Origin of the sequence: Vibrio sp. 10N.222.49.C12 (assembly GCF_041475025.1) — a bacterium.
Classification (GTDB): Bacteria; Pseudomonadota; Gammaproteobacteria; order Enterobacterales; family Vibrionaceae; genus Vibrio; species Vibrio crassostreae_C.
Genome location: NZ_JBFRVF010000065.1, coordinates 55,106 through 71,666, shown reverse-complemented (window position 1 = coordinate 71,666; position 16,561 = coordinate 55,106). Strand labels below are relative to the sequence as shown.

Sequence of the window (16,561 nt, the reverse complement as noted above, 5' to 3'; positions counted from 1 at the left end):
CTTTTAATGATAATGAGAGTGCTTATCAATAATAGTATTTATCAATAAAATGTATTTGACCTTCTTCTATAGTAAATGACTACAATTATGAATCTTTTAAAAACTAGCCTAGCGCTTGCCATCAGTTTGGTTGCAACGTCTTCTATGGCAAACAGCTTGGATCAAGCTCAATCAATTCAAAACAAGACCAATAACGCGTCGGCTTCGAGCCAAAAGGTTATTGATAAAAGCTCACAAGCGACTTTAATGCTGCAAGCTGAGATTGAGCGTCTGCAAGAAGAAGTTAAAAACCTAGAAATCTATCACGATCACCTTGCTGCATTAGTTGAGAGCCAAAACCAAGAAGCTCAAAGCATTGAAGAGCAGATCGAAGAAATCAAATATACACGCCAAGGTGTTGTGCCATTGATGTATCAAATGATCGATGGTCTTGAACAGTTGGTAGAGAAAGACGTGCCGATTAAGAAAGAACAGCGTCTAGAAAGAGTAGAAAAGCTACAAGCAATGATGACTCGTGCTGACGTAAGTGAAGCTGAGAAATACCGCCGTATCCTAGAGGCATACCAAATCGAGATGGACTACGGCATTAAGTTGGGTGTTTACCAAGGTCGTGTCGCATTGGCGAGTGATAAAACAATCGAGGCAGATGTTCTGCACTTAGGTCGTATCTCTTTAGTTGCTCGTAACCTAAATGGCAGCCAATACTGGGCTTGGAATCAAACAGAAGCTCAATGGCAAGAACTTGATTCTTCTATGAAGTCTGAGCTAGATAAAGCGTACGATATTGCTGGCCAACAAGCTGCCCCAAGCTTGATTACTTTACCTGTTTCTTTAATTGTTGCGGAGGTTAAGTAATGAACTTAAAATCATTAGCAGCATTGCTTTGCATTACATCACTTTCATTTTCTGCTTTCTCAGCTTCAGACTCAACGGCTCAGCTCGTTAACAAAGCAAAATCAGAAAACCGTACTCAAGCTTCTCACAACGTAGTGCGTGAAGCTGATTTCAAAAAGACAGAACAAGAACTGAAAGCGATCAAAGCTCAGCTTGAAGCGAAGCGTACGTCTATCCAAGGTGCGACAGATGTTCTGACTCAAACGTTCAGTGATAACGAAAACAAGCTTGCTCGCTTAGAAGAGAAGCTGCGTTTAGAAACCGGTAGCTTAGGCGAGCTGTTCGGTGTCGTTCGTCAAAACGCAAAAGAACTCGGCGCAGAGCTTAGCTCAACCGTGAATAGTGTTGATCGTGCTGAACACACTGCAACTGTTGATCAAATCATTGATGCTAAATCACTGCCTTCAATGCCACAGCTGACCGGTTTGTGGATGAGCATGGTTGAACAGATCCAAGCGAGCTCTGAGCTTAGCAAATCTCAAATTGCATTCATTAATGGTGAAGGCAATACAAACAAGGTTGACGCTTACCGACTAGGTTCGATTGGTCTTGTGACAGAGCAAGGCTATGTTAGCTGGAACACTCAGCGTGAAGATGCGATCGCTTACCTTAAGCAACCACAAAATGGTCCAACGTTAGCGTCACTTTCTTCGTTAGCGAATGGTGAAGTATCTAACGTGGTTGTCGATCCTTCTCGCGGGTTTATGCTAGAGCAATTAGCACTTACGCCAAGTTTAACTGACCGTCTACAAGCGGGTGGTGTGGTTGGTAAAGTGATTCTTGGCCTACTAGCTATTGGTCTAATCATCGCATTAGTTCGTGGTGTCTCTCTTGCTATCGCACGCCAGAAAATTCGCGCGCAACTTAAGAACCCTGAGCAAGCGGGTGATAACCCACTAGGTCGTGTTCTTGCGATGTACAACAAGGAACAAAACCAAACGGTTGAAGCGTTAGAGTTGCGACTTTTAGAAGCGGTAGTTGATGAGCAGACTCACCTAGAGAAAGGTCTATCGATGCTTAAGCTATTGGCGGCACTAGCACCAATGTTGGGCCTTTTAGGTACAGTAACCGGCATGATCGAAACATTCCAAGTGATCACTCAGTTTGGTAATGGCGACCCTAAAGTTATGGCGGGTGGTATCTCGATGGCGCTTGTAACTACGGTACTTGGTCTGGTTGCGGCAATGCCTCTTCTACTGGCACACAACATTCTTAGCACTCAAGCAGAAAACATTCGCAATATTCTTGAGAAGCAAGGTATTGGTCTTGTTGCTGAGCAGGCTGAAAAGACCGTTGAATCAAACGCTGTTGTTTCACCAGTTGGGACTGCTGCGTAATGGATATTTTGTCGGGTTCTCTATTACCAGCGAGTTGGTTAACGAGTGACTGGCTGCTGTCTTTATCAAGCTTTATGGAGCAGGGCGGTTTCGTCCTGTGGTGGCTAGCGGCTGTCGTCCTAGTGTATTGGGTGCTTGTGGTAGAACGTGTGCTTTATCTTGCGTTCTACTTTCCTAAGCAACGCCAAGCTTGGATAGCGAAATGGCATGAAAGAGAAGATCACTCTTCTTGGCATGCCAAAGCCATTCGTGAAGGTTGGTTAGGGCAAGCGAGTATCTTGCTTAACCAAAACTTGAATTTTATTAAGCTGTTAGTCGCTATTTGCCCGATGTTGGGCTTGCTAGGCACTGTAACCGGTATGATCTCTGTTTTTGATGTTATGGCGACACAAGGCAGCAGTGACCCTAAATTGATGGCTTCAGGTATCTCGTTAGCAACACTGCCAACCATGGCAGGCATGGTTGCAGCGTTAGCGGGCATGTTCGTTCACGCTCGCTTAGCGAAAGTATGTAACCGCTTAGAATTGAAATTAGAAAAATCTTTAAGGAGTCAACGATGAGACTCGGTCGACGTCATTCTAAAAACGAAGAGGCTCAAATAGACCTTACTTCGATGCTTGATATTGTCTTTATCATGCTTATTTTCTTTATTGTGACCAGTTCATTTGTTCGTGAGTCAGGGGTGGAAGTCAATCGCCCACAAGCTTCTAACGTAGTAAGCCAAAAGGATGCAGGCATCTTTGTTGCGATTACTTCTGCAAACGACATTTTCATCGACAAGCGTGTCGTAGATGTTGAACGTGTCCAAGCGACGTTAGAGCACTTGTTGCTAGAACAACCTGATGCTTCTTTGGTTATTCAAGCGGATGAACACGCTTACAACGGTACTGTTGTTAAAGTGATGGATGCCGCGAAAGGTGCAGGTGTTAAAAACATTGCGCTTGCTGCTGATAAGCGATGATCTTGGAGGATCTTCATAAATGATTCGCCTATTTCTTGCTTTACCGCTAGCGGGCGCGTTGGGATTAGCGCTGTTTTCTTTCATGGCTTGGATGGTCGATAATGGCCACCAACGTTCACCAGACGATAGCGAGACGTTAAGTTTCAACATGGTAATGGTGGAACAAGAACAAGAAGTTCAAAGAAGACAACGCGCAGTCCCTGAAAAACCAGAAATGCCAGAGCCGCCACCGGAAGCGCAAACGTCTCAGTCACAAGCTGAAGTTACGCCTCTGAATTCGATGTCTTCACTACCTTCTTTGGATTTGAATACATCGATTGATGGCCTAGCGATTAACGCACCGACATTTTCTGATTTTGGGTCAAACCAACAAGCAATGCCTTTGTATCGAGTAGAGCCTCGTTATCCAGCGAAAGCGCTTAAGCGTGGAGCTGAAGGCCATGTGATTATGTCTTTTACTATCGATGAAACGGGACGTCCAATTGACATTCAAGTCACTGACGCAAACCCACGTCGTATGTTTGAACGTGAAGCGATGAGAGCACTTAAAAAATGGAAATATCAACCGAAAGTCGTCGATGGAAAAGCGATAGCTCAGGTTGGTCAAACCGTGAAACTAGAGTTTAAGTTGGCAAAATGATGAAACATATATGGATATTAGTGGGCTTGTTGTTAATGCCCCTTACAACACAGGCACAAGAGCTAACCCAATATACTGCTATTCGTGTTCAAAAGGCGCATAAGCTTGCTCAAGATGAACAGGTTAAACAGGCCATTGACGTACTAGCAGGTTTAGAGCTTTCTAAGGGCTACGACAAAGCGTACGTGGCTCGTATGCTAGGTGTTTTTTACTGGCAAGATGGCAAAACCGATAAGGCGATTAAGCAGCTTACATACGCCGTCGATACCAATTTGCTGGTGGATGAACAAGCTTGGATAACGAAGCGTATGCTTGCGGATCTGTTATTAAACGATCAACAGTTCAAAAACGCGCTTCCACATTACTACGAGTTAGTAAAAACAGCGCCAGAGGCAGAAAAGAAAGACGTGCTTTGGATGCGAATTGCACAAGCGGAATACCAAATCGAAAACTGGTCAAAAGTACTGGTTGCTATTGGTAATCGCGACAAGTTCAATGCGAAATCAGAACTGTCGCCTCTTTCGCTAAAATTGGGTGCACAACTACAGTTAAAGCAATGGAAGCAATCTATTCCAACACTGGAAAGCCTGATTGAACTTCAGCCAGAAAAAGACAACTGGTGGCGTCAACTTGTGGGTATTCAGTTAAGACTAGAGCGTAACCGCGATGCATTGAACACACTAGCGTTGGCTGATCTTCAAGGGGTAGAGCTGAAAAACTCAGACCGCCGATTACTGGCTCAGCTTTATGCTAAACGTGGTATTCCAGAGCGTGCAGCACAAGAGATCGCTAAGTTAGATGATGCGAACAGCGATGTTCAACTCCTGGCTGAGCAAGCAACCTACTGGCAGTTAGCGAAAGAGTGGGACAGTGCTATTGAAGTATGGACGTTAGCGTCTAAAAAGGACACGCAATATCATTGGAATGTGGCTCAATTACTGGTTCAGCAAGGTTACTACGATCGTGCTCTAGTTGTTTTGGATAAAGTGAAAGACAAGAACAAGCAAGCTGATGTTGCTTTAGCGAAAGTACGTTCATGGTACAAGCTAAAGAATCTTGATAATGCTCTTGCTCAAGCGAAACGTGCGAACAACATTGAGCCTTCTTCTGAGGCAAAAGGTTGGATTAAATATCTGACTCAGCTAAGAACAGTGAGTGATAACGGCAACGTCTAACTGCGAATAGCACAACAGAAGACAAGAGAAAGTAATATAGAGAAAAGGGTGTCATTTGATGGTTCAAATGACACCCTTTTTAATTTTGGCGGTTAAAGCTTTTTGAACTTTATCGTTCCAATGCGGCAGTTAAGGCTCGCACATCGTGCCGCTGGACGTAGCACTTTGAATCACGCCGCTGGTATCAGCAACCCAATTAATGGTGCAGTCACGATAAGGATTTTTGAATGCGTGTACTGTATAACCATTGTCTAACGGCTTCTTCGTCTCAATCCAAGCATAGTTGCGAGACGCCCAAAAACTGATAGGGCGTGAGCGTTCGGTGAGATAACGTTCTTGTACATCGGTTATGTCTGAACCGATGTATTGTTGAATATGTTCTTCCGTGCTGGCTACTTGACTGGTACACGCCGTTGCTAGCGCAATAAAAGCCAAAACAATAATACGCATTTCAAAATCCCTTTAAGCCTTATTAGCTATCGTTAAATCGGTTATTAGTCTGTATTTAACAAACCGCATCAACCGAAGAGTCCACCGTTTGTGTATGATCTTCAAAATGTTCCAAAGATCAAATAGCCCTAAAGGTTAATAGTCACGAAGCTTAAATAGTCCCAACTTTCTATCTTTAAAGCCACAACTGCTACCTTAAGCCAACCTCAATCAAGCATGTTGATATTGAGATTTTTTGAGGTTTGACCGTACTATCGATGACCTCAAATACAAGCTATCCATTCCCTTTAGTACAAGTTAGCAAGAATATGCATACAGTTCGATTACTTCCCATGTAATGTTATGTAAATTTCCTTACGCTGCTCGGCAAACGTAAACAATGTAAATTGAATGCCAATACGAATGATTATCAACTAAATTGACGCCATAAAATTTATAGGTATTGGTTTGTATGTCGTTAAAAAGTAGGGCGGTTCAATCATGGGCTCGTCGACTTCATGTTTATATTTCAATGGCACTTCTGTTCGTTGTTCTTTTCTTTTCAGTGACAGGTATCACCCTGAATAGACCTGAGTTATTTGAGTCAAGCCAACCCAATATCCAACGTTCTACTTTAGAGCTTCCTACGAGTTTGTTCACAATCCAAGACGGGCGATTAAAAGCCGACGAAAGTGCCTTCGAAACATTCCTGTTTGAAGAGGCCAATTTATCGGGTGTTCCTTCTGGTTTAGACATCTACGCTGAAATTGAAGACGGTGAGTTGCTGATCGGTGAAGTGTCCATGGACTTCAAAGGACCAGGTTACAACGCATCTGTATTTGTTGACGTGACCTCTGAAATGGTCGAAGTCGAAACCACGAATTACGGCGTGATTGCACTGTTGAATGACCTACACAAAGGTCGTAATAGCGGTGAGGCGTGGAAATGGTTCATAGATATCACAGCACTCCTGATGGTCTTCTTTGTACTTACCGGCGTGTGCTTACTGTTACCTAAGAAAAAAACACTCAATACCTCCATTAAATGGACGGTGTTTGGGTCTGCAATCTCATTGGTTATCTATTTTGTCGCCGTGCCTTAACGCTTGGTTCGATTGATAAATCGGATTGAAGAACGAACTTAAGGTTAAACGGATTTAAAAGGTTGTTAAACATGAAAAAAATGAACTGGAGCAAGGCGCTTCTTGCTTTATCTATTTTGCCAAGCCTAGGTATGGCACAAGCGATTCCTGATACGGCAAAACTTGATGTGAGCTTCGAGCTTCCAAAGATTGATACCTCTATGTATGCGCGTCCTTATGTGGCGGTGTGGGTAGAGAACAGCGAACGAAAGTCAGTGAAAACCATTGAGCTTTGGGTCGGTAAAGATGAATGGCTGAAAGATCTGCGCAGCTGGTGGAGAAAAGTTGGCCGTTACGATCGCGAACTCGTTGACGCCGTGACATCCGCAACGCGCCCTGCTGGCAAGTACCGTTTCGTTTGGGATGGTAAGAGCGATGACGGTCAAGATCTAGAGCAAGGCGAATACACGGTTCATATCGAAGTTGTTCGTGAACACGGCGGCCGTAACTATCTTCGTCAAAAAGTATCACTCACAGATTCAAACGCTTCTTATGAGCTAAAGGCAACAGAAGAGACGGGTGAAATTACACTGAATTACGTCGCTAAATAGACAACGCAGCAGTGAACCCCAATTGGTTTAAGAATCAGAACAGAATCGACAGTAGTCATCGTAGGCTCAGATCGAGCGACACGGCTAAAAATTATAAATAATGGAATGAACATGATGAAACAGACAAAAATAAAGGCACTTGCTCTAGCGGGTGTTATGGCGTTCGGCCTAGCGGCTACGACAACAGCACAAGCTCACCCACGCTGGATTTTGCCATCGCACTTCACTGTATCTAAAGAAGGTGGTGATTGGCTAACGTTCGATGTGACGGCGTCTCACGGTACGTTTGTTTTTGATAAGCCTGCTGGCAGCGAAAATGCTCATGTCATCATGCCAGATGGCCGCAGCGAGCGTCCTAACTTCGTTATTCGTGGCAAGCGTCGTTCAATCTTCGACTTCTATTTTGAAGAAGAAGGTACACACAAAGTGGCGATCAACAACCAGCCGTCTTACTACACGCAATACAAAGCGGGTCGCCGTGACACGGTGAAGTGGATTAAAGCAAACAAAGCTGAGCGTGACTCAGTTCTGCCTGAAAAATCACGTGACGTGGTAACGCAGATCGGCTTCACTCGTGCAGAAAGCTACATCACGGTAGGTAAGCCAACGGATTCAGTGTTCAAAATTGAAGGCAAGCTTCTAGAAATGAAGCCTGTGACACACCCTTCAGATATCGTTGAAGGCGAACCTGTGACATTCCAGTTCTTCTACAACGGTGAAATCCAGAAAGACGTGAAAGCGGAGATTACTCGTGAAGGTACGCTTTACCGCAACCACCAAGAGCAGATTGATGTGGTGAGTGATGAGAACGGTGAAATCACGTTTACTCCAGACGTAGCAGGTCGTTACGTAATGAAAGCGAACTACAAAGGTGAGTTGATTGACAACCCACTGGCAGACAAAGCAAGCGCGAACGTTCACCTAACGTTCGAAGCGCTGCTTCAATAGTCTGTGATATCGGGGCTAGATCCCTGATTAAGAATCAAAAAAACTTAAGGGCTCATTTGAGCCCTTTATCGCTCAGTTTACTTCTGAGAATTTGCACTGTGGCTAGGGTACGAACCATGACAATAAAAACAAAACTTAACGCTTTAATGACTCCTTGCTTAGCATTGGGACTTGGTTTCGCTGCATTACCTGCGCAAGCACACTTTCCACTGATGAGCTGCTGGTTTGAAGGTAAGACTGTTGCTTGTGAAGCGGGTTATTCGGATGGCAGCAAAGCGATTGATTACGCAGTTGAGATGTACGATTACGAAGACAACTTGATTGCAAAAGAGATGACAGATAAACGCTCGATCGTTGAATTCCCACATCCTGACACTGAGTTCTACCTTGTGTTCGATTCAGGTCATGAGTTTCCAGTTGAAGTTGATGTTGTAGAGATCAGTGAAAAATGATGATTCAAAGCGTACGTGCTGATACGGGCGGCAGAGAGGGCAAATGGGTAGGGCTGATCATTGTGTTCATTCTGAGCTTTGCTACGGTCGCGATCCCATTTCATCAAGCAGAAACCCACGTAAAAGCGGTACTTGATCATCAAATTCTGGTGACCGATGTTGAACAAGAAAACTTGGCAATGTTGTCAGAGCTGCGTTTAGCGCATGAAGAGATTCGTGACCTACGTATGGACTCAGACGGCGAATGGCCAAGTGTTTCGTCACTTAAAGATGAATGGGTCGCGCCATTTGTTGAAGATCAGAGTTGGAAGCGCAAAGGTTCTCATACTTGGTTATTGGACGAGCGTGGTTACTACTTTTCTACGCCAAGCGAATACGCGACACCAAGTGAACAAGCTACATCAAGTGAATATGCTGCACAAAGCGAACATGGCTTTGCTGACTCCTTTATTTTAAACGCCAACAGCGTTTCTCCTGAAATCTGGATTTACCTGGGTGGCGTAGCAAGTCAACCGACTAATTTTGATGAGGACACACTTGAATCTGCTGGCTGGAAAATGGTCGTCAATGAATCAGAGGTTGAGCTGCATGATGCTTCTTCTCATTAAACAATCCGGCTTATAAAAATGCTCACTAATAATAAGAGAATTACTATGCGAATTATGACTCTATTGATGTCGTTATTGGCGGTGTTAATGACCCCCAATGCATTGGCAAAAGAATATAAGATCGATAGCGACAAGCTAACGATTGGTATAACCCTTCAGCCTTACTACAGCTATGTAAAAGCGGTGGTGGGTGACAAAGTGAACATCCTTCCATTGGTTGATGCTGGTTTTAACCCACATAATTACTTACCACAACCCAATGATTTGAAGCGATTGAGCCAAATGGATGCAATCGTGGTAAACGGTATTGGTCACGACGACTTCGCGCTTAAAGTGATTTCAGCCGCGCAACGTGATGATTTAGTGGTGATCGAAGCAAACAAAGAAGTGCCTCTACTTCCCGCATTAGGCCAGTCTGTTGGTCAAGGTGCCGTGAACCCGCATACTTTTGTTGGCCTATCGACCACGATTCAAAAGGTTTACACCATCGCAAGTGAAGTTTCTAAGCTCGACCCAGACAATGCTGCGTTCTATCGCAAGAACGCGCGCAAATACGCCAAGCAATTTCGTTTTATGAAGCGTGATGCGATGTTGTCATTAGGTGAGCTAGACACATCTGGCATGAAAGTAGCGACAACACACAATGCGTATGGCTACATCCTCCAAGAGTTTGGTGTGGATGTGGCGGCGGTGATTGAACCTGCACACGGTGTTGAGCCAAGTGCTAGTCAACTGCAAGAGACGATCGAAAAGATCCGCGCATCGGGTATTGATGTTCTGTTCTACGAGCTAAATATGCCAAACCGTTTTGTTGACACCATTGAAGCTGAAACAGGCGTTCAGCTTTACCGTTTTTCTCACATGACGCACGGCGAATATGAAGACGATAAAGTGGAAGTTGAGATGAAGAAAAACCTAGAAACGTTAATCGAAGCAATGAAATTTGCGGCGGCGAACCAAGTTAAAAGCGGGAACGCATAATGCTAGGTCCATCAATCTCAATTAATAAACTCGGCCTGCAATACGATAACAACGTGATTCTTGATGATATCTCACTAGAACTTAAAGCGGGTGAGTGTCATGTGATTATAGGACCAAACGGTGGAGGCAAAACTTCTTTGTTGCGATCTGTACTTGGACTTACGCCTTTCTCTGGTCAAATCAATATCCACTGGCCAGAAAAGCCCAGTATTGGTTACGTTCCCCAAAAAGCGACTTTCGAATCGAGCTTACCTTTGACGGTAATGGACTTCGTATTGCTTAATCAAACGCGAATCCCATTGTTTTGGCGCCGTAAATCTAAGCAATTGGATCTTGCTCTTGCCCAGTTAGACCGCGTTGGTATGGTTACTCGTAGCGACCGCCGCATGGGACAGTTATCGGGTGGTGAGCAGCAACGCGTGCTGTTTGCCCAAGCGCTATTAGATAACCCAAGTCTACTGGTGTTGGATGAACCAACCACGGGTATGGACGAGCAGGGCGTTCGTTATCTTGAATCGTTAATTCGTGAATGTGTTAGTGAAGGTCGTACGATCCTTGCGGTACACCACGATGTCACGGCAGTGCGTCGACTCGAAGCGAACGTACATGTTGTGAATCGATTCTTGGTTGATAGTGGCCCACACGAACAAGTCTTACACCCAAGTAAAATCGAGAGCCTGTTCCAGCACTACAGCAGTGGCTCTGCGATGACCAAATCGAAGGAGGTTGCGTAATGGATTGGTTACGACAACTAGCCATTAGTGGCGTGGAAGCGGGCTGGTTATCAGACAGTTTCATGTATGCCTTCATGGTCAATGCTTTGGTTGCAGCGTTACTACTTGGTCCTCTGTTAGGTGGTCTGGGTACTTTGGTGATTGCCAAGCGTCTGGCTTTCTTCTCAGAAGCCGTCGGCCACGCAGCGTTAACCGGTATCGCTATTGGTGTTTTGCTTGGCGAGCCACCAGAAAACCCAATTATTGGTTTGTTTAGCTTCTGTATGATCTTCGCTCTGCTTCTTCACTTTGTAAGAAACAGGACCAACGTTCCATACGATACCTTAGTGGGTGTTTTCCTTGCGCTAGCGTTGGCTGTGGGTGCGGCGTTACTGATGTATGTTGCTCGTAAGATCAATATCCACATGCTTGAAAACGTACTGTTTGGCTCGATTCTTACGGTAACAGACCAAGACTTAGCGATTCTCGCAGGTAGTTGCGCGATCATCATCTTGCTCTTGATACCGACATTCAACCGTATTCTTCTAACCTGTATCAGCCCTGATATTGCCAAGGTTCGTGGTTATAACACCAGTTTCTACGACTACTTGTTTGTCATGATGATCACCTTAGTGACGATTGCAGCGGTGAAGATCGTAGGTGCTGTTCTGGTTGGTGCATTATTGCTGATCCCAGGTGCGACAGCTCGCTTGTTAACTAAACGCATGGGCAGCTTTGTATTGCTGTCGGCATTACTGGCAACAGTCGCGTGTTTAGTTGGAACCGTCTTACCTATGGAATTCAAACTACCAGTACCTTCGGGCGCTTCGATCATCATCGTTTCAGCGACATTTTTCCTAGCGGCAACGCTATACCGAATTGTAAGAAAGGCGTAATCATGACTTGTTTAATGAATCGTATCGCTAGCTCAGTAAAAGCAACGGCTCAAGTGAGTGTACTTGGTAGTGTATTAATGGCTGGTTCTGTGATGTCACTGAACGTGAATGCAGAAGACATCCTAACCAGTACACCTGTGACTTATGCATTGGCGACAGAGCTAACCAAAGGCACGGACATTACGACCGAATATCTACCACCTAAGCGCTACGGTATTGACCGTCTGCCGAATTGGTTTGGTACCAAGGGTGCGAGTAAAGTGCTTCAATCGGGTGAAAAGGCGACCGTTGCGGTAACGTTGTCATCGATCTGGCAAGCCGACCCTACGTTTGTATACGCAAGACAAAGCAATATCCGTTTAGTTGAGGTTGATGCCGCTCAAGCGATTACACCGCGTGCACAAGGCGTTGCTGCGCTTACATTGTCGAATGGTGATGTGTCTAAATACGCATGGTTAAACCCGACCAATCTAACGCGTATGGCGGCGATTGTGGCTGACGACTTTAAGTTGTTGTGGCCTGCGCAAGCTGAAACGATTGATAGCAACTTACAACGTGTGATGTTGGATGTTCGTGAACTGATCAACAAGCAGCAAGCAGTATTGCTCGACAATGACGTAGATTCAGTATTGTTGCTTTCAGAAAGCTTGGAAGATTTCGCCTCTGGCAGCCAACTGTTTGTTGAAGAACGCATGTTCAAAGCTGAACTGGAATGGACAGAGCAGGACAAAGCCAAGCTTAAAGAGATGTTTTCGGAAGATGATGCTCTATGGTTAGTTACAGCGAAAAAGCCAAGCAACTTGATTAAATCATTGGTACCGAATGAGCGTATCTTGGTAGTGGATTCTGTTGATCGTTGGGGCAGAGCGGGAATCAACGCAAAAGCACCGTTTGCCCGTTGGGAAGTGCAGCCATTCAAAGGCTAACCAGCGCGATTAAAAATGGTAGGATCAAAAAAGCAGCCCAATTTGAGGCTGCTTTTTTGTTCTTGTCTGTTGGCTCTGAAAAGAGTGTCAGACAAGAGGACTGCGAGTATAAACTTACTCTGCAGCTTTTGTCTCTTCAGCTTCAACCGTTGCTTCTACTGAACCTTCAGCTTGCTCTTGAGCTGCTTTCGCTTGTTCTTCAGCTTCCATTTTTGCACGGTCAGCTTTAGAGATGTAGCGAGGCTTGTTGCTACTATGCAGTTTAGAATTCGCCTGTTTCTGCTTCTTTTTTAGAATTTGATTGATTTTTTTCTTACGGTTCATTGCTGCATAGCCTTGTATTTAGTTTAGGCGGTGGAGGATAATCATTTTAGCTCTAGAACTCAATATTTACATGGTATTCAGCAAGGAAAATATCACTATGCAGTCAGTCGAGACCGAACGTTTAAGATTAAGAATGATCACACCTCAAGATGCGGCGTTTATTCAACGACTATACAGCTCAGAAGATTTCCTGCGTTACATTGGTGATAAGGAAATCAACGACACTGACAAGGCCGTTGAATACATCAAAAACAACATTCTTAAGATGCATGAAGAGAAGGGTGTTTGCCTATTGATGGTCGAAATGAAGGACTCATTCACCCCAATTGGTATTTGCGGGTTAATTAAAAGAGATACCTTATCCTCGCATGATATTGGCTATGGCTTTGTTCCAGAGGTGTATGGGCAAGGTTTTGCTCACGAAGCGGCACAAGCAATAATTGAACAAGCTAAGCAGAATGCTGATATCGATCATTTAGTTGCCATCACTACCTCTGATAACATTCGAAGTATCGCATTACTGACTAAGTTAGGTTTTGTGTTTGAGCGAATCGAAGACGTATTAAGTGAAAGCGTTAATCTCAACCTGTACGGTTTATCTCTGGGCAATTAATCATGTTTCAACATAACAACATTCTACAAGGCGAACTCGCAACGGAGTACAAAACCGTTATTGCGATGGTGCGCATCTACTGTAAAGATCACCACGGTGCAGTACGTCAGAATGGCGCGTTATGTGAAGAGTGTGATCAACTGTTACGTTATGCCGAAACACGACTTGACCGTTGCCCTTATGGTGAAGCCAAACCGACGTGCAATAAGTGTCCGATCCATTGCTATAAGCCCGATCCGAAAGAGCAGATGCGTTTAGTGATGCGCTATGCTGGGCCAAGAATGTTACTCAAGCATCCGATTTTAGCGATCAGACATTTGATACATGAAAAAAGAAAGGTGCCTGAGAAGCCGTTGCCGAATGTTTCGAACCGTCATATCCGAATGAATAAGAAGTAACTGGCGTCTAAAGTGGTTGCTGAAGAAACGAAAAAGGTCTGATTTCTCAGACCTTTTTGATGTAGATACGCTGCTATCTCAGCTTAAATGTAGCCAAATAGTTTATGCTGCTTGAGGCTCGTCGTAGGTCACTGTGAGGTTGTTGATCCAGCGTCGGCTTAGGTAACGATGAGAACAAATTGCCAGTTTCACCACTTCTTCCACCAACATCAAACCATAGATGTATTTGAAATCCCATCCAGCGACAAACGCGCCGTAAAAACATACTGGAATACCCACCATCCACATCGCGATGAAATCCATACGCAGGCAGAACGCATTATCGCCACCAGCGCGAATAATACCGTTGATGATCACCATGTTCAGCATACGAATCACCACAGCAAAACACATAATGGTCATTGCAGGTGAAGCGAGCGGGTAGAGCGCATCTGTAGAAAGGTTCAGCCATGTTAGAACATGCTCTTTGCCCATAAACAGTAGCAATCCAACAACTGCGCCAAATCCAACGACGGCTTTAATGAACGTCAGCCCCATACTCATTGCGTCATCAAACTCATCACGGCCTAATGAATGACCAAGCAACACTGAACACGCCACCGAAATACCAAAGAAAATCGAGTAACACAACGACTCAAACGGCGCGAGCATAGAGAACACGGCAAGTTCTGTTGTACCCATGTGACCGAAGATCATTTGGTACGCCATAGTGCCCATTGCCCATAACACGGCATTCATCGTTAGTGGCAAAGCAATACGACGGTAAGACAACCATAATGATGGACGATGTGGTGAACTAGGCGTGGTTAACAACCAGTGTTTACGCATACGCATGTAGCTATACATCAAGCCAACTTGAATCGCGCGAGCGAGTGTCGTCGCCAGTGCCGCACCTGCTACGCCCATAGCGGGAATACCAAAGGCACCTTTGATTAGAACGAAGTTAAGCGCAATGTTGAGTGCAATGGTCACCGCGCCCAATAGTAGTGGGGTTACGGTGTCACCTGATGAGCGCATGCTTGCTTCCACCACGACGACAATGTGAGTCAGCAGTAGAACAGGGAAGCCATACCATAGGTAAGTCGTGCCAAGTTCAATCACGGTTTGATCGCTGGTTTGCAACATCATTAAAAACTGAGAACCAAGAGTGATGATTGCAGTAACAGGCAGCAGAACTTTTAAGCCAAACACCATCGCGATAGATGATACCGTTCGCGCGCTTTTTCGGTCGTTCTTTCCCCAGTATTGAGCGACTAATGTTCCGTTTGCTGAGGCCAACCCTGCCATAATCATAATAGCAACAAAGTGCCATTTTGATGCAATTCCCACAGCCGCAGCTGCTTCCATACCATAATCACTGACCATTAATACGTCAGCAAGGGCAAGAATAGCGACAAGCGCACTTTGTAAAGCAACAGGTAAACCCAGTTTAACGATACGAGGTAAGATGCTCTCTGGCTTGTTACTCATAGATGAGTTAGGGTTGATGTTAGTTGTCATAAGCTCTCCGATTTATGGCAGAACTATAGTGATTTGAGCGAAGTAACAACATGTTTAAAAAACAACAAAACCTGTGCGAATCCGTCATTGATTCAATGAGACCAAAATCAACTTGGCATGATGATGTTTTTCTCGCTGAACAGTGCAAAGAACGTTTTTTGACCGTTGAAGATATTCCAGAGATGAAAAGCTTTGGTGTCTATATGGGCGGCATGGCGAAGCTATATGATGGCTACTGGGTTGAGCGCGAATCCGTTAATGTTCATACGTTGATTTTCACTATGGAAGGTGGCGGCATTCTAACAACCGCAACATCGGTCCAAGCGATTACACCTTATACACTCGTGGTGCTTCCTGCTGAAACCCCATTTCGTTTTGAACTCGATCCTCAATATAATTATTGGAAAATGGCGTGGATGCTGACGCCTGACACCAAGCAATGGCAGCACATAGCAAGTTTAGGACAGGGGATTGTGCCTTTTGGAGAGTGTGAGCAGATCTGGTCATTAATGAACTTGGTTTACTTTGAGATAGGCGGTAGAGCCAGTTACCGTAAGTTACTCTTGAGTGAAATTATCCGAACATTGACGGGGTTTGAGCCTAAGTCGACCAGCACCACTGCACGTGTTCAAGCGCTCTATAACGAAATTGAAAGTAGTCTGCATCAGCCATGGACAGTGGCAGGGATGGCTGAAAGAGTGTTTATCAGTGAAGAGCAACTCAATAGAGTCACCAAGACGCTATTTAACCTGTCGCCACGCAGTAAATTGATTCAATTACGCATGGACAAAGCCACCAGTCTACTGAAATATCAAGATTGGTCAGTTTCTATGATTGCTAATCGCTTAGGCTACAAAGATCCTTATAACTTTTCGCATCGTTTCAAAAAGCATTTCGGTTTGTCACCCAGTCAATATCGAAAGAGCCATCGACTTCTTGGTTAGCCTTGCACGATGAAATGAGAAGTGTGGGAGAAGAAGGTTACATATAGGCATGAGTTGAAAAGGGCCCTTCGTTTAGATATAAAATCTTAACTCGGAGCCCTAATGACACGCATCTAGTGTCTGTCTATTT

General features: G+C 44.6%; 21 protein-coding genes. 18 read left to right on the top strand and 3 right to left on the bottom strand.

Features of this window, described 5'->3' with window-relative positions; translation table 11 throughout:
• Positions 1-87 precede the first annotated feature (87 nt).
• The 6 genes from AB4583_RS18340 to AB4583_RS18315 are packed head-to-tail and all read left to right on the top strand — an operon-like array spanning position 88 to position 5,007.
• A complete protein-coding gene (locus AB4583_RS18340; RefSeq protein ID WP_372118670.1) occupies positions 88-855 on the top strand; it encodes a DUF3450 domain-containing protein in 768 nt (255 codons plus the stop codon).
• Positions 855-2,231 carry a MotA/TolQ/ExbB proton channel family protein gene (locus tag AB4583_RS18335; protein ID WP_372118668.1) on the top strand — a complete coding sequence of 459 codons (1,377 nt, stop codon included), beginning with the start codon at positions 855-857 and terminating at the stop codon, positions 2,229-2,231. The genes AB4583_RS18340 and AB4583_RS18335 overlap by 1 nt, the downstream gene beginning before the upstream one ends.
• Positions 2,231-2,791, top strand: coding sequence for a MotA/TolQ/ExbB proton channel family protein (locus AB4583_RS18330; protein WP_010429842.1), 561 nt, complete (start codon positions 2,231-2,233; stop codon positions 2,789-2,791). Before AB4583_RS18335 ends, AB4583_RS18330 begins: the two co-directional genes overlap by 1 nt.
• A complete protein-coding gene (locus AB4583_RS18325) occupies positions 2,788-3,192 on the top strand; it encodes a biopolymer transporter ExbD (RefSeq protein ID WP_004739212.1) in 405 nt (134 codons plus the stop codon). The genes AB4583_RS18330 and AB4583_RS18325 overlap by 4 nt, the downstream gene beginning before the upstream one ends.
• A 19-nt stretch (positions 3,193-3,211) precedes the next feature.
• Positions 3,212-3,832: an energy transducer TonB gene (locus AB4583_RS18320; protein ID WP_008219721.1), complete on the top strand. Its 621-nt coding sequence runs from the start codon at positions 3,212-3,214 to the stop codon at positions 3,830-3,832.
• Positions 3,829-5,007 (top strand): lipopolysaccharide assembly protein LapB, encoded by a 1,179-nt coding sequence (locus tag AB4583_RS18315; RefSeq protein WP_032547615.1) that lies wholly within the window; start codon positions 3,829-3,831, stop codon positions 5,005-5,007. The genes AB4583_RS18320 and AB4583_RS18315 overlap by 4 nt, the downstream gene beginning before the upstream one ends.
• Positions 5,008-5,136: 129 nt before the next feature.
• Here AB4583_RS18315 and AB4583_RS18310 read toward each other — a convergent pair whose 3' ends face one another.
• Positions 5,137-5,457: a hypothetical protein gene (locus AB4583_RS18310; RefSeq protein WP_372118664.1), complete on the bottom strand. Its 321-nt coding sequence runs from the start codon at positions 5,455-5,457 to the stop codon at positions 5,137-5,139.
• Positions 5,458-5,908: 451 nt separating this feature from the next.
• Here AB4583_RS18310 and AB4583_RS18305 point away from each other — a divergent pair, with 451 nt between their 5' ends.
• The 9 genes from AB4583_RS18305 (at position 5,909) to AB4583_RS18265 (ending at position 12,652) form a co-directional block, all read left to right on the top strand.
• Positions 5,909-6,538 (top strand): PepSY-associated TM helix domain-containing protein, encoded by a 630-nt coding sequence (locus tag AB4583_RS18305; protein WP_372118662.1) that lies wholly within the window; start codon positions 5,909-5,911, stop codon positions 6,536-6,538.
• Positions 6,539-6,609: 71 nt separating this feature from the next.
• The gene (locus AB4583_RS18300) at positions 6,610-7,128 is read left to right on the top strand and encodes a DUF2271 domain-containing protein (protein WP_372052303.1); all 519 of its coding nucleotides are present in this window, start codon (positions 6,610-6,612) and stop codon (positions 7,126-7,128) included.
• Positions 7,129-7,239: 111 nt separating this feature from the next.
• A complete protein-coding gene (locus tag AB4583_RS18295) occupies positions 7,240-8,076 on the top strand; it encodes a DUF4198 domain-containing protein (protein WP_136981836.1) in 837 nt (278 codons plus the stop codon).
• A 116-nt stretch (positions 8,077-8,192) separates the two neighbouring features.
• Positions 8,193-8,528: a hypothetical protein gene (locus AB4583_RS18290; protein ID WP_017062543.1), complete on the top strand. Its 336-nt coding sequence runs from the start codon at positions 8,193-8,195 to the stop codon at positions 8,526-8,528.
• Positions 8,525-9,136, top strand: a complete 612-nt coding sequence (locus AB4583_RS18285; RefSeq protein WP_372118658.1) for a DUF6162 family protein — start codon at positions 8,525-8,527, stop codon at positions 9,134-9,136. The genes AB4583_RS18290 and AB4583_RS18285 overlap by 4 nt, the downstream gene beginning before the upstream one ends.
• A 45-nt stretch (positions 9,137-9,181) precedes the next feature.
• Positions 9,182-10,117, top strand: coding sequence for a metal ABC transporter solute-binding protein, Zn/Mn family (locus AB4583_RS18280; protein WP_372118655.1), 936 nt, complete (start codon positions 9,182-9,184; stop codon positions 10,115-10,117).
• Entirely contained in the window at positions 10,117-10,851 is a 735-nt protein-coding gene (locus AB4583_RS18275; protein ID WP_372118652.1) for a metal ABC transporter ATP-binding protein, read from the top strand. Before AB4583_RS18280 ends, AB4583_RS18275 begins: the two co-directional genes overlap by 1 nt.
• Positions 10,851-11,726, top strand: coding sequence for a metal ABC transporter permease (locus AB4583_RS18270; protein ID WP_017069111.1), 876 nt, complete (start codon positions 10,851-10,853; stop codon positions 11,724-11,726). The genes AB4583_RS18275 and AB4583_RS18270 overlap by 1 nt, the downstream gene beginning before the upstream one ends.
• Positions 11,727-11,728: 2 nt before the next feature.
• Positions 11,729-12,652, top strand: a complete 924-nt coding sequence (locus tag AB4583_RS18265) for an ABC transporter substrate-binding protein (RefSeq protein WP_017062538.1) — start codon at positions 11,729-11,731, stop codon at positions 12,650-12,652.
• A gap of 114 nt (positions 12,653-12,766) precedes the next feature.
• Here the strand turns inward: AB4583_RS18265 and AB4583_RS18260 are convergent, their stop codons facing one another.
• Complete coding sequence (locus AB4583_RS18260) at positions 12,767-12,976, bottom strand: DUF2986 domain-containing protein (protein WP_017060973.1); 210 nt, start codon at positions 12,974-12,976, stop codon at positions 12,767-12,769.
• A gap of 97 nt (positions 12,977-13,073) precedes the next feature.
• Here AB4583_RS18260 and AB4583_RS18255 point away from each other — a divergent pair, with 97 nt between their 5' ends.
• Both AB4583_RS18255 and AB4583_RS18250 read left to right on the top strand, forming a co-directional pair.
• Positions 13,074-13,589 carry a GNAT family N-acetyltransferase gene (locus tag AB4583_RS18255; protein ID WP_372118647.1) on the top strand — a complete coding sequence of 172 codons (516 nt, stop codon included), beginning with the start codon at positions 13,074-13,076 and terminating at the stop codon, positions 13,587-13,589.
• Between the two features lie 2 nt (positions 13,590-13,591).
• Positions 13,592-13,987, top strand: coding sequence for a nitrous oxide-stimulated promoter family protein (locus tag AB4583_RS18250; RefSeq protein ID WP_372118645.1), 396 nt, complete (start codon positions 13,592-13,594; stop codon positions 13,985-13,987).
• Between the two features lie 102 nt (positions 13,988-14,089).
• Here AB4583_RS18250 and AB4583_RS18245 read toward each other — a convergent pair whose 3' ends face one another.
• Entirely contained in the window at positions 14,090-15,487 is a 1,398-nt protein-coding gene (locus AB4583_RS18245) for an MATE family efflux transporter (RefSeq protein WP_372118642.1), read from the bottom strand.
• Positions 15,488-15,537: 50 nt separating this feature from the next.
• On the opposite strand from AB4583_RS18245, the gene AB4583_RS18240 reads away from it, so the two are divergent.
• Positions 15,538-16,431: an AraC family transcriptional regulator gene (locus AB4583_RS18240; RefSeq protein ID WP_017060977.1), complete on the top strand. Its 894-nt coding sequence runs from the start codon at positions 15,538-15,540 to the stop codon at positions 16,429-16,431.
• Positions 16,432-16,561: the final 130 nt, after the last annotated feature.

What these genes read in the sequence shown, in the direction of transcription:
- AB4583_RS18245 (WP_372118642.1), bottom strand. Translation starts at nt 15,487, where the DNA reads ATGACAACTAACATCAACCCTAACTCATCTATGAGTAACAAGCCAGAG.
- AB4583_RS18280 (WP_372118655.1), top strand. Translation starts at nt 9,182, where the DNA reads ATGCGAATTATGACTCTATTGATGTCGTTATTGGCGGTGTTAATGACC.
- AB4583_RS18270 (WP_017069111.1), top strand. Translation starts at nt 10,851, where the DNA reads ATGGATTGGTTACGACAACTAGCCATTAGTGGCGTGGAAGCGGGCTGG.
- AB4583_RS18250 (WP_372118645.1), top strand. Translation starts at nt 13,592, where the DNA reads ATGTTTCAACATAACAACATTCTACAAGGCGAACTCGCAACGGAGTAC.
- AB4583_RS18275 (WP_372118652.1), top strand. Translation starts at nt 10,117, where the DNA reads ATGCTAGGTCCATCAATCTCAATTAATAAACTCGGCCTGCAATACGAT.
- AB4583_RS18335 (WP_372118668.1), top strand. Translation starts at nt 855, where the DNA reads ATGAACTTAAAATCATTAGCAGCATTGCTTTGCATTACATCACTTTCA.
- AB4583_RS18330 (WP_010429842.1), top strand. Translation starts at nt 2,231, where the DNA reads ATGGATATTTTGTCGGGTTCTCTATTACCAGCGAGTTGGTTAACGAGT.
- AB4583_RS18310 (WP_372118664.1), bottom strand. Translation starts at nt 5,457, where the DNA reads ATGCGTATTATTGTTTTGGCTTTTATTGCGCTAGCAACGGCGTGTACC.
- AB4583_RS18320 (WP_008219721.1), top strand. Translation starts at nt 3,212, where the DNA reads ATGATTCGCCTATTTCTTGCTTTACCGCTAGCGGGCGCGTTGGGATTA.
- AB4583_RS18260 (WP_017060973.1), bottom strand. Translation starts at nt 12,976, where the DNA reads ATGAACCGTAAGAAAAAAATCAATCAAATTCTAAAAAAGAAGCAGAAA.
- AB4583_RS18315 (WP_032547615.1), top strand. Translation starts at nt 3,829, where the DNA reads ATGATGAAACATATATGGATATTAGTGGGCTTGTTGTTAATGCCCCTT.
- AB4583_RS18290 (WP_017062543.1), top strand. Translation starts at nt 8,193, where the DNA reads ATGACAATAAAAACAAAACTTAACGCTTTAATGACTCCTTGCTTAGCA.
- AB4583_RS18325 (WP_004739212.1), top strand. Translation starts at nt 2,788, where the DNA reads ATGAGACTCGGTCGACGTCATTCTAAAAACGAAGAGGCTCAAATAGAC.
- AB4583_RS18255 (WP_372118647.1), top strand. Translation starts at nt 13,074, where the DNA reads ATGCAGTCAGTCGAGACCGAACGTTTAAGATTAAGAATGATCACACCT.
- AB4583_RS18305 (WP_372118662.1), top strand. Translation starts at nt 5,909, where the DNA reads ATGTCGTTAAAAAGTAGGGCGGTTCAATCATGGGCTCGTCGACTTCAT.
- AB4583_RS18340 (WP_372118670.1), top strand. Translation starts at nt 88, where the DNA reads ATGAATCTTTTAAAAACTAGCCTAGCGCTTGCCATCAGTTTGGTTGCA.
- AB4583_RS18265 (WP_017062538.1), top strand. Translation starts at nt 11,729, where the DNA reads ATGACTTGTTTAATGAATCGTATCGCTAGCTCAGTAAAAGCAACGGCT.
- AB4583_RS18285 (WP_372118658.1), top strand. Translation starts at nt 8,525, where the DNA reads ATGATGATTCAAAGCGTACGTGCTGATACGGGCGGCAGAGAGGGCAAA.
- AB4583_RS18240 (WP_017060977.1), top strand. Translation starts at nt 15,538, where the DNA reads ATGTTTAAAAAACAACAAAACCTGTGCGAATCCGTCATTGATTCAATG.
- AB4583_RS18295 (WP_136981836.1), top strand. Translation starts at nt 7,240, where the DNA reads ATGATGAAACAGACAAAAATAAAGGCACTTGCTCTAGCGGGTGTTATG.
- AB4583_RS18300 (WP_372052303.1), top strand. Translation starts at nt 6,610, where the DNA reads ATGAAAAAAATGAACTGGAGCAAGGCGCTTCTTGCTTTATCTATTTTG.